Origin of the sequence: Halomonas salinarum, from assembly GCF_012062845.1 — a bacterium.
Classification (GTDB): Bacteria; Pseudomonadota; Gammaproteobacteria; order Pseudomonadales; family Halomonadaceae; genus Onishia; species Onishia salinarum.
The window spans coordinates 127,561-139,373 of record NZ_WWNB01000008.1 but is presented as its reverse complement, the minus strand read 5'-3'; the positions used below and the strand labels follow the sequence as shown (position 1 = coordinate 139,373).

At 59.9% G+C, this 11,813-nt stretch carries 8 protein-coding genes and 1 pseudogene; all 9 read left to right on the top strand.

From position 1 onward, the window contains the following. Positions 1 to 265, top strand: a 265-nt coding sequence (locus tag HF027_RS08125; protein WP_168014558.1) for a transposase, incomplete at its 5' end; no start/stop codon positions are given. 271 nt (positions 266 to 536) lie between these two features. Further along, a complete protein-coding gene (locus tag HF027_RS15600; RefSeq protein WP_245184603.1) occupies positions 537 to 809 on the top strand; it encodes an Arm DNA-binding domain-containing protein in 273 nt (90 codons plus the stop codon). Beyond that, the gene (locus tag HF027_RS08120) at positions 773 to 1,687 is read left to right on the top strand and encodes a tyrosine-type recombinase/integrase (RefSeq protein ID WP_245184602.1); all 915 of its coding nucleotides are present in this window, start codon (positions 773 to 775) and stop codon (positions 1,685 to 1,687) included. Before HF027_RS15600 ends, HF027_RS08120 begins: the two co-directional genes overlap by 37 nt. 919 nt (positions 1,688 to 2,606) lie before the next feature. After that, positions 2,607 to 3,755 (top strand): annotated as a pseudogene (locus HF027_RS08115) (IS3 family transposase). 181 nt (positions 3,756 to 3,936) lie between these two features. Further along, positions 3,937 to 4,806, top strand: coding sequence for a hypothetical protein (locus HF027_RS08110; RefSeq protein WP_168014556.1), 870 nt, complete (start codon positions 3,937 to 3,939; stop codon positions 4,804 to 4,806). Then, on the top strand, positions 4,790 to 7,786 hold the full coding sequence (locus tag HF027_RS08105; RefSeq protein ID WP_168014554.1) for a hypothetical protein: 2,997 nt from the start codon (positions 4,790 to 4,792) through the stop codon (positions 7,784 to 7,786). Before HF027_RS08110 ends, HF027_RS08105 begins: the two co-directional genes overlap by 17 nt. Beyond that, positions 7,783 to 9,201, top strand: a complete 1,419-nt coding sequence (locus HF027_RS08100; RefSeq protein ID WP_168014552.1) for a coiled-coil domain-containing protein — start codon at positions 7,783 to 7,785, stop codon at positions 9,199 to 9,201. The genes HF027_RS08105 and HF027_RS08100 overlap by 4 nt, the downstream gene beginning before the upstream one ends. Then, positions 9,198 to 9,812, top strand: a complete 615-nt coding sequence (locus HF027_RS08095; RefSeq protein WP_168014550.1) for a condensin complex protein MksE — start codon at positions 9,198 to 9,200, stop codon at positions 9,810 to 9,812. Before HF027_RS08100 ends, HF027_RS08095 begins: the two co-directional genes overlap by 4 nt. Before the next feature lie 678 nt (positions 9,813 to 10,490). Continuing rightward, positions 10,491 to 11,783, top strand: a complete 1,293-nt coding sequence (locus HF027_RS08090; protein WP_168014548.1) for a site-specific integrase — start codon at positions 10,491 to 10,493, stop codon at positions 11,781 to 11,783. The last annotated feature ends 30 nt before the right edge of the window (positions 11,784 to 11,813 follow it).

Below are 11,813 nucleotides of genomic sequence, written 5' to 3'. Positions count from 1 at the left end.
CAAGGTGATGCGGGAGGCGGTCACCGATCAGCCACTGCTCAAGCCCATGGCGAAGGCCCTGACGACGCTTGAACGGCATGCCGAGCAGGTAGTGAGGCGCTGGATATCGGGACTGACCAACGCGCGCCTGGAAGGCATGAACGGGCTCTTCCAGGCGGCCAGGTCACGCGCACGCGGCTACCGGAACGAGGCCAACTTCATCGCCATGATCTACCTGATTGGTAGCCCCGTGGGCCGCCTGCTGGATCAGGCCAAATCCACATGAAACGTCGAAGAACCCATTTTGCGCACCTTCTTAGCCGTGTGAGTCTCGAAGGCTAAGGCGTATGGACTAGACGTGCATCTTTTTACGCGCACCGGTACTAATGGCTAACATACTATTATGCTGGAAAAGCCCCGGCGAACCGGGGCGTGGTGGGCTCATACAGCGAAGGAAAGGCGCAGGCGCTGGGCTTCGTAGCGAAGCAGGCAGGAAAAGGCGCCGAGGTGCTCGCGTATATTGGCCGCAGGACTTGATTGAACATGGCGGGCAGCGCATGGGCAAGCTCACCAGCAAGGCGGTTCAGAAGCTCGCAAAGGAAGGCATGACCGGCGATGGCCAGGGGCTATACCTGCAGATCACCACCGGAGGATCTGTAAGCTGGATCTATCGCTTCAAGCTACAGGGCAAGCAGCGCTACATAGGGCTCGGCAGCTATCCGGACGTCACCTGGCTTTGGCACGTGAGCGTGCTGGGGATCACCGCAAACTGGTCAAGAACGGCCAAGACCCCATGGAAGTCAACGTCGAGCCAGAACAAGCAGACGTGACGACTCCCACCTTTACCAGCTGTGCCGCGCGCTACATCAAATCTCACCGCCGTAGCTGGCGGAACGCCAAGCACGCGCGGCAGTGGGTCAGCACGCTCAAGGCGTATGCCCGACCGGTTATTGGTTCCATGCCGGTCGATGAAGTTACCACCCAGGACGTCCTGAAGATCTTGTCGCCGATCTGGACCAGCAAGACCGAGACGGCCAAGCGCGTGCAAGGACGTATTGAGAACGTTCTCGACTACGCCGCAGCGCACAGCTACCGGGACCCCGTAAATCCTGCCCGCTGGCGTGGTCACCTCGACAAGCTGCTGGCCAAGCCGGCAAGGGTCAAGAAGGTGACCCACCACCCCGCCATGCCCTACGACGATGTCGCTGCCTTCATGGCCGAGCTTCAGGGTTATACCAGCATCTCCTCCAAGGCACTGCAGTTCCTGATCTTCACAGCTACGCGCACTTCAGAGGTCCTGCGCGCTGATTGGCTGGAGATCGACCTCGACAATGAAACCTGGACGATCCCAGCTGACCGGATGAAGGCACGCCGCGAACACCGTGTGCCGCTGTCACGGCAAGCGGTAGAGCTCTTGGCCCAGCTGCCGAAGGTACAGGGCAATACACACGTCTTCCCCGGGGCTCGCCAGGGTCGCCCCCTCTCCAACATGGCCATGCTGCAGCTGATGCGGGCATGGGGTACGGCGTCGGAGGCGAACGGGGCGACTACGTCCCCCACGGCTTCCGCTCGAGCTTTCGCGACTGGACGGGCGAAGTCACCAGCTATCCCCGCGACGTCGCGGAGATGGCTCTTGCTCACACCATCGAGAACAAGGTGGAGGCAGCTTACCGCCGTGGCGACCTTTTCGAGAAGCGGAGGGCGATGATGCAGGACTGGGCAGACTATCTTGCGTGAAGCAGCGACCTCAGCATTTCTGCTTTTCCCTCACTGCATAGGCCCATCTGAGTATCAGCAAGGAGCAGAGACTATCTTCTCGGCATACCGGGCCATCGGGAGCTATTCCGTTGGATCGCTCGACTGGATCGAGAAGCTGTTGATCCAGCGTTCCTTCTCGACAATGTGCTCGTGGATGTAAATGTACCGTGCCGCATTGATGCTCAGTACTGACAAGCAGTCGCTGATATAACCTGCGGGAACCTGTATCCTGGCGCTCCAGGCATCGGATCGATGCTCACGTCGCAACCTCGCCACTCCTTTCGGGCACTCAAAGATTGGCACGGGATAGCCACGATAAGTCCGGTATCGTGGCGCCCCATGTGCATCGCGTTGCTGAATGTCGGCCACAGTATGGGAAAAATCAGCTGGACAAGACTCTCCCATTAGCCTGAGCACGAGCTTTTCCCCTTTCCGCTCTCTGGATAAAAGCACTTCCCCCTCACCTCCAGCTCGGTGCGAGCTTCATCACGCGCGTATCGAGATCAATCCATAGAGGATTCATTCTGAGACGATGATGGACTCCTAGCTCTACCTTAATGTCGTGCCCTGTCAGCCACAGATACAAAAAATCGAATGTATCCTGACGCTGACGCCGTACGCTCTTCGGCATGACACCGTCCTCCTCGGCTCCACTGGTGACGCATGTTGATCCGAGCTACCACCTTACCCCAACAGCATAGGCCAGGCGGCCGTGCAAGCATCATGGTCAAGAATGGAGCGGTTAGGAACATAAAGGAGGAAGCATCATGAATACCACCCTCAAGGTGAAGAAGTGAGCTGTGAAGTGGACCCCGAAATTTGGACAGGTGTCTAAGCTCTGATTCATCATCTCCACAAGGAGGAGAATCATGAGCAAGAAACGTAAACAGTACAGCGCATCGTTCAAGTCTAAAGTCGCCTTGGCCGCCCTCAAAGGGGACGAGACCACCTCTGAGATTGCTGCTCGGTTCCAGATTCACCCGACCATGGTCAGCACCTGGAAACGCGAACTGCTGGACAATGCTCCCGACCTCTTCGAGGGCAAGAAGAAGCCTGGCAAGCAGTCCGACGAGCCCAACACTGATGAGCTATACCGCGAGATCGGCCGGCTGACGGTGGAACGCGATTTTTTGTCGCGCAAGCTCGATCAGTAAGCCGTCAACGCCGGTTGGCGATGATCGAGCGTGGTCATCCTCAGGTCAGTCTTTCGCGCCAGTGTGAGCTGCTCAAGTTGAGCCGCTCTTCGGTGTATTACGTCCCTCATGAGCAATGTCAGGAGGATCTGGATCTGATGTATATGATTGATCAGCAGCACCTAGAAACGCCGTACTACGGCTCTCGCAAGATACGGGTCCACTTGCAGCGCCAGGGCTACCGGGTCAACCGGAAGCGGGTACAACGGTTGATGCGCACGATGGGCATCCAGGCCGTGTATCCGCGACCCAGAGCCAGTATTCCGGCCGACGGGCACAAGGTGTATCCGTACCTGCTCAAGGGCCTGGGGATCGATCGCCCCAACCAGGTGTGGTCAACTGACATCAGCTACGTGCCGCTGGCCCGAGGCTTCATGTACCTGGTCGCCATCATCGACTGGTATAGCCGAAAAATGCTGTCTTGGCGGGTCTCCAACACCATGGACACGGACTTCTGCGGACACGGACTTCTGCATTGATGCCCTAGAGGAGGCTCTACAACGCCACGGGACGCCGGAGATATTCAATACCGACCAAGGCGCTCAATTCACTAGCGACGCTTTTACAGCGGTACTGAAAGAGCACAGCATCCGGATCAGCATGGATGGTAAGGGTTGCTACCATGAAAACATCTTTGTGGAACGGCTCTGGCGCAGCGTGAAGCACGAGTGCATCTACCTCACCGCCTTCGAAGACGGACAGCATCTGAAAGAGGGGCTCAACCGGTACTTCCGGCATTACAATCAGACCCGATACCACCAAACCCTTGAGTACCAAACGCCCGATGAGGTGTACTACGGGTACCCCCTATCCTTGGCAGCCTAAGCCAGGGGTACAACCGGATCATAGCTTAAGGACGCCATCAGGTTGTCCAACTGAATGGTTCCACCTCACTGCTCCCCGGTTCTGCACTGCCTGAGCTGCTAGAAGCAACACGTAGAGTCAAACCAGCAGCCGATCACATGCTAATGTGAGGGCACCATCGTTTCGCACCAGGGAAGGCATTTTGGTTTCACATCGCCGAATCAACCGCACGCAGTTCCTCGGGTATCTGACGAAACTGGAACAAGAGCTGCCTGTACCTGAGCCAAAGCTCCGCCAAGCCGCCTATCAATTCGGACTGATGATCGGTGACCTGCTCGACGGCGCCGAGCGCCAGCATGTGAAACGAGACCTCGTCATCTACTCCGGCATAAGCTCCGCTGTCATCGACCAGTGGCGAGCCGCAGTCGGTGTTGAGCACGCTTCACCCCGGATCGATCAAGCCGCGCTGGGCAACAGCCACAACGCGCGGGTCAGCGGCGCAATGCTCACGGTGCGCAACCGGCGCCAGCCTCATCCGCAGGTGGTGCTGGTCGATGCACAGGGCACCATCGACGCCGGCACGGCCGCCCCACCTGCTGAGCGTGCCGTGATCGTGGAGAACCTCGAGAACTTCCTGGATCTCACCGGGACGCTGGCACTGCTCCCCGAGTGTGGGCTCGGCCCAGAATGGCAAGAGGCGGACATCCTCTACGGTAGCGGCAACAGCATCACCAACCACCTGCTGACCCCGGCCTTCCAGCAGTATCGGGAGATCGGCTGCTTGTTCGACCCTGATCCCGGCGGGATACGCATGTGCGATACCCTCTACCAGCGGGGCGACCTCCCGCCGCTACATTTCCTCGCGCCCGCCGACCTTATAGAGCGGCTGGCTGCCTCGACTCGCGTGATCGAGAAGGGCCAGCGCGAGCAGTTGGCCATGCACATGCGCCGCTCACCGCCCTGTGCCCATGTCGGCGGCCTGATCTTCAAGACCGGCAAGCACCTCGAACAGGAAACCTACCTGATCTCGTCACCTTCTACCGCGGAGTCTCCCGATGAATCTGGGCTTTGACACCTTCGACACCTTCCGTTTCAAGCAGCTGATCTTCGTGAACAGCGCTGCCTACGCGTACACCCAGATTCGCATCGACCAGCACACGGCCCTGTTCGGCGAGAACAACCTGGGCAAGACCTCCATGCTCAATGCCCTCAAGCTGTTCCTGCTTCCCGAAGTCAACTTCCGAAACTGCGGCAACAAATTCAACTTCCGAGGCACCAACGGCAAGCTCTATGACGGGATGGCGAGCTTTCGCTACTACTTCCCGGAAGACCGCGCCTTCATCATCCTCGAAGCCGAGAACCCCCACGGTGACTTCTGCATTGTCCTACACCGTGGCGGCGCCACCGACAAGATGGAGTACGCGCGCATGGTGGTGCCCTGCCCTTACGCAGAGCTCGAACCGTTGTTCTGGGATGTAGAGACTGGCGCTGACAGCGGGATCGGGGCCCCGGTCGAGAGCATGACTCTGCAGGGAGTGAAAGCAGCATTGCGGGAGATGGATGGTGAACCGCTGAGTGACTGGAAGACCATTCAGGAGCGCCTGTTCACCAACCAGCCCTACGACAAGAAAGCCGGCCGGTTCAGCCTGCTCCCCCTGCGCAACGGTGCCGGCAAGCGGGAGATGGACGCCTGGCGCAAGCTGGTGCACCTCGCCTTCGACATCTCGGCGTCGGACGACCGCACCCTGCCGGACACCCTAGCCACCATCATCGAAGGCCAGAAAAGCCGCAAGAATGAGGAGCTGAACCTCGACCTCAACGCCATCGTGGAGGAGGCCAACCAGCTCCGCGAGGAAGGCGACCGCATCACGCGCATCCGCAACGCCTCCGGCCACTGGGAGGTGTTCAACGAGCAGTTCCAGTCCGAGCAGCAGCTGCGCGGCCAGGCGGCCAAGGCGTATGCCGAACTCGATGTCAGCGTTGCCGTCGAGGAAGAGCGGCTGACGGAGGCGCTGGAGACTGCCTCCAACACCCTCACTAACGCCGAAAACCGGGCAGACACCCTCGAGCGCATCAAGCGCGACAGCGGCAAAGCGGTCACCACCACGGCGGCGGACGTCAGGGCGAACGGCAAACAGGCAGACGGCCTGCGCAAGGACATCAACGCCGCCAATGCCACCCTGAACGAGTTTCCGTCCGGCACCCACCGCCAGGAAATCATCGAAAGCCTCGAGAAGCATATCGACGAGCAGGTCAAAGATATCGAGGGTTACGACAATAAGGCCGTGGCCCAGCAGGACTACGCCCAGGTGTGCCAGCGCCTGGAGGAGAACACGCGCCAGGCCAAGCATCTGGATGAACGGCTGGCCAATCGCACCCCCACCCTGCTGGACGACCTCACCGTGCGTGACGCCAGCATCCTGTTCTCCTTGAATAACTCACTGGGCACCACCCATGGAGTGCTCACCCCGGAACAGAAGCAAGCATTCATCCAGTTCAGCCAGCAATTCCACTCGGAAGATGGCCACCTGATGCTAGGTCAGCCCCTAGAGCGAATTGTCCTGCGGGACATTCCCCATCAGAGGTATGACGCCGAGCAGACCCGCCAGACCATACAGGACAACCTAGACAAGCTGAAGGAGGCGATCGCCCGCGACAAGAGCCGACGCGACAAGCTCATGGAAGAGGCCTCTCTGGGTCCGGAGGAGATCGCCAGGCGCCGCAAGCAGGCCGAGAAGGCGCTGAGCAAGGCCAAGGAGGACAAGAACGCGCTCAATGCCCTCGATGCCAACAACCATAAGCTGGAGGCCCTGGAGGGCGACCTACGTGAGCTCGAGGCCAAGCTGGAAAAGCAACAGCACGAGCACGAGAAGGCAGAGTCCGACTGGAACGAAGCCGATGGCAAGCGCAAGACTTTGCGGCAGGAGCAGAAGGCCCTCCAGGGCCAGGCACAGCAGATACGCTTGATCCGACAACGGCTCGACCGCATCGGCAGGGATGCAAACAACGTCCTCGAAGGACGCCACAAGGTGCTAGCGCCGACCCCCTGCGAGGTCAGCGAGGCGAACATCGAGACTCTCGAACAGGATGTCGATGAACTGAGCGCCCTGCGCAACAAGGTCCACGAACAACTCCGCAAGCTCCTCGCCATGAGCATCCTGCCCAACGCCGATAGCCAGGCTCACCTGACATCCTTCACCGGCGATCAGGTGGCCGACTTCCACGACCAGCTGAAGGCGGTATTCGACAACCTCGACACCCAGGAGGCCAACTTCCGCCATAAGGTCGATCGCCACAACAAGACGACCCACTCACAGGTTGAAATCCTGCGCACCGCCAAGGAGCAGATCTCTGCCTTCATGAGCCGGATCAATGCGGAGATGGGGCAGTTCTCGATCTCCGACCTCGAGGAAGTGCGGGTGGACTATCGGCTTCACCCGCGCTTCGAGCAGCTGCTGGCTGACCTTGAGAAGGCCGACCTCCTCAGCGACGAACTGCAGGACACCAAGGTCTACGAGCAGCTCAAGGCGTTTCAGGCCGACTTCTTCAACTCCGATGCCCGACGTACCGGCATCCTACTCAGCCTCGACAAGATCCTCGCCGGCGTGCACTACAAGTACCGCAAGTGGGGCGAGGACGGCTGGACTACGAATGCTCAGTCCAACGGCACCACCATGATGATCACCACCAACCTGCTCTCGGTGCTGATGTCGCGACTGATGGACGGCGATGCCCAGGTGACCATGCCGCTGGTCATGGACGAATTCGGCTCCCTGGCCACCCGCAACATGCGCACCGCCCGCCAGATGGCCGAGCAGCACGGCTATTGCCTCTTCGTGGCCAACCCCAACCGGGACTCGAAGATCACTCAGGTACTCAGCAACTACGTCCACCTGGGTCTGTTCCACGCCAGCCGGGCCTATGCCGAGAATCGCACTGTCGTTCACCACGGCCTCTGCGAGTCCCTCACCCGGAAAGGGATGCTCACCGTGCGGACGGCAGATACCGATCGTGAAGGGGAGATCCTCCCTGAAGAGGAGGCCGATCGGTGAACATCAAATCACCCTTTGTGCTCAAGCAGATCATCGAGCACCGACAACTCTTCACCCAGCTGGTGGCCTACATCGAGGAGCACGACGGGGACGTGGAGATCCCCTCCCGGCTCTACCGCTCCATCGTGCGCCAGGCCATCAAGGCGGAAGCCGCCCAGGGCAACGACCGGGAGTGCGAGCGAATTCGCTACACCCTCGCTGAAGAGAACCTGCTGCGTGAACGGCTGATCATCCGCATAGATCCCGCCCGCGGCACGCTGGTGCTCGCGCCCTTCGTCGTGGACATGCTGCGTCACTTCGATGTCGGGCGCATGCGAGGGCTGAGCCAGGCCGAGCTCGAAGATCTGCGCGACGGCCTCAACCAGAGCCTCGCGGCCTTCCAAGAGCTACCAATCGACCTGGAGAACGACAACTTCACCGATGAACTACGCCTACTCCGGCGCCGGATACAAGACACCCTAGGCAAGATGCAGGAGAGCATCGCGGCGCTCGAAGCACAGGGGGATCACTTGGCGGATCTGGTGGAGCAACAGGACGTGGGGAGCCTCGAGGGCGCGGCGGAAACCCGCCGGGCTCTGGAGCATATCAACCACATCTATCAACGCTACATCCTGCCGGCCCTCGAATTTCTCGATCCCAAGACGCGCTTCAAGCAAGGCATCCCGGCGATCACGGCCATACGCCGCATCGCCAAGCTGGCCGCCGAAAGCGACCACCCGGCGCTGAATGAGGAGCTGCAGTTCTCGGCCAATGCCATTCAAAGCTACGTCCAGGATATCGATGCACTACGCCTCTCGCTTGAACGCTACGTCCGCCAGGATCGGCAGCAACGCCGGCAGTACGACGCCATCGAGCGCGCCTTCAATGCCATCCAGCTCGCCACAGAGGAGCGCCACGACGACAGCTTCCGCAACCTCTACATTCCGGTACGGCACCCCGCCATCCAGTCCCCTGGCACCTTCGCGGGAATTAAGCGGGTGCGTTTTGCCCGCCTGGAGTGGCATGACATCGACCACCGGGCAGACATCGAGGAGTTCACCGACAGGCGAATAGAAGAGCTGCGCGCTCAGCTGGACCAGACCGGGACTGTCACCGTGGACCCAGCACGAGCGGGGCTCTCGGAAGCTGAGCTGCGCGAGCAACTCCGCCAGCACGAGATCCAGGAGCTACTCGAAGCGTGGGCGATACCGGACGACTGTCAGGACCTCCACGCCTCCCTACATGATTACCTCAGCAGCCACTTGGAAGGCTACACCCTCAACGATCTTCTCGAAGCCTTGGACTGGGTCATGGCACTCCCAGACTTCCGCTATCACGCCCGCTTCCAACACCACGAGATTCTCCATGGCGAGCTGGCGCTGTCATATCACCCCCTCATCCCACGCGAGGCCCATGCCGAGGAGACCACCCCATGAGCGACATGCCCTTCCCCCACGAGCAGAACACCGGGCAGCCGGTCGTAAATCGGCGCTTGAGCCAAGAGGCCTTTCGTAAGCTGACATCAGGCCAGGTGATTAACCAGTATGAGTATGTGAACGGTGAACTGGCGCCCAACCCCCTGTTCGATGAACTCTACAAGGAGCGCGACCGCTACTACGTCGAGGCTTATGCCAATATGGGCATGGAGCTGGTACAGCGCCCAGGCTTCTTCTACGTCCGCACGCTCACGCAGGCACAGGCCGACGATGAAGGCCGCGACCAGGAAAGCGGCGGGTCTATCCGCCAGATTCAGGGGGTGCTGCTGGTACTGGGTCGTGGCGTACTGGAGAAGGGCTTTATGTTCGATGCGCTGACGCACCCCAACGCCGGCATCTCTCGGGAAATCCTCGAGAGCATCGGCAGCGACCCGACCTTTGGCCAGATCCTCAAGGCGTGCAAGATGGATCAGCCCCTGCCAGAGGCAGTGAAGGTGGCCTTGGTGGATCGCGACATCGCCTACTACAACGCCAAGGGAAACATGGTGCTGGCCGAGGCCGGAAAGGCATTCTTCGATGACCTGTTCAGCCAAAATTCGAACGATCACTGAATAAAGGCGTAGCTATTGCCAGCAGTACGGCAACCACGACGGAATCAGCCCCGTCGTGGGCCAAGGTGCATATCAAAAGACACCCAGGAAACACCTCAAGGACGTGCTGCTGACCAATGGCAACGCCCATTATGCTCGCTTTGCCGAAAAGCAACCTTGAGCATCCACGCGGGTGCTGTTCAGTGCCTCTAGAAGATGGGGGTATATAGCCCAGCGAACTCTGCGGCCTGCGGATTTGCCTGTTGCTGCATGAGCAGCTCTACTCAATCCTGCCATACCAATTCAGCCCCTGTAACAGGTCGGCCGCTAGGTATCGGCCTCCGACTCTACTTCGGTATCGCTGCCACTCTCTGAAGGCGCCTCCGTAACAGCCTTCCTTACCTTTGGCGGCGGAGCCACCCACCCTGTGTATCAACCTGAATCCATACACCGGTCTAAAGGTTCCTGTATAACCTAATATGTTCCCAATCGTTATACAGATCGGCCCATATCGACTTTCTCTAACGCGCAGACACAAAAAAGCCACCCGTAGGTGGCTGATTTGCTAGATGTTGTGGCGGAGGGACAGGGACAATCCGCCATGGGATCATAACTCACTGATAACCAAGTCAGTCAATGCGTTACGTCGATTTCATGTGGTAAATTGGTGTGGTAAAAACACCCTCGGGACGCCACTCTATGAGCCACCTTGAGAGACGTGCCAACCGCTGGTACGCAGTGCTGACCATCCCCAAGGACGCACGCCCCAAGCTGGGCGGCAAGATTCGCTTCGTGAAGAGCACCGGGACCGCTGACAAGCGGGTGGCTCAGTCGCGAGCCTATGCGCTGGTGGCTGAGTGGAAAGACCAGATCGCCAGGGCGCGTGGGAGTGAGCAGGAGGAAGGATCATTCCTCGAAGGAGTGATAGAGCAACGTAATCAGCTCCAACACCTCCTACGTAGCGGCCAACTGCTCCACCATGAGGCTCTGTCGGGTGCCATCCTCGATAAGGCCGAGAAGCTCGATGCCCAAGGTAAGGCTGAAGAGGCCCAGCGGCTTGCCGGTGTAGCGCTCGGCCAGGAGACACCCATCGAGCCCCAGCTTCAGGAATGGCGAGCCGGACTCCACCTCAAGCCCAAGACTGCCGAGCAGATGGAGAAGGACGCCAAGCGGATGGCGGCTCACTTCGAGGTCATCGAGGCCATCGGCCCGGAGAGCGTCAGGGAGTGGGCCAAGGTGCTCATGGCGCCCAAGGATCAGGACGGCTATGGCTATGGCGTGTCCTCGGTCAAACGCTGCTTCTCAGCGGCCCGGAGTGTCTGGCACCACCTCCAAGAGACGGGTAAGGCGCCAGCAGATCGCGAGCCCTTCAAGCTGCCATCCTTCGTCCAGCGTCAGGAGCGGGCAGCCAGCGCCAGCAAGGCCCGCAACGGGGCGAAAGGCTGGATCGCCTTCGAGCCTGTCGATGTGGTCAGGCTACGCCGCGCAGCCATGGATGATGGTGATGATGCCTTGGCGGACTTGATAGACCTCGGGATGTACACCGGGGCGCGGATCGAGGAACTGTGCTCGCTGCGCACGGACGATAGCTCTACGGACAGGCTCAGGATTACCGACAGCAAGACGGACGCGGGGATTCGGGAGATTCCGGTTCACTCCGAGTTGAAGCCCACCGTGGAGCGTCTCTTAGCTGAGTCCAGGGATGGCTATCTGCTCTCCGGGCTCACCTTCAACAAGTACGGGGACAGGTCCAACGCCATCGGGAAACGGTTCGGTCGGCTAAAGGCCCGCCACGGCTTCGGCGCCCCCTACGTCTTCCACTCCATCCGTAAGACGGTGGTGACCCTGCTCGAAGATGCGGGCGTGTCGGAGAACCTGTCGGCGGACATCGTCGGCCACGAGAAGCCACGGGTGACCTACGGGCTGTACTCTGGCGGCCATTCGCTGAAGAGCAAGCGGGAGGCGGTAGAGTTACTCCGATACCCTTGCTGATGCCTGGCCGTTTCCTTCTGAAGTCCCTCA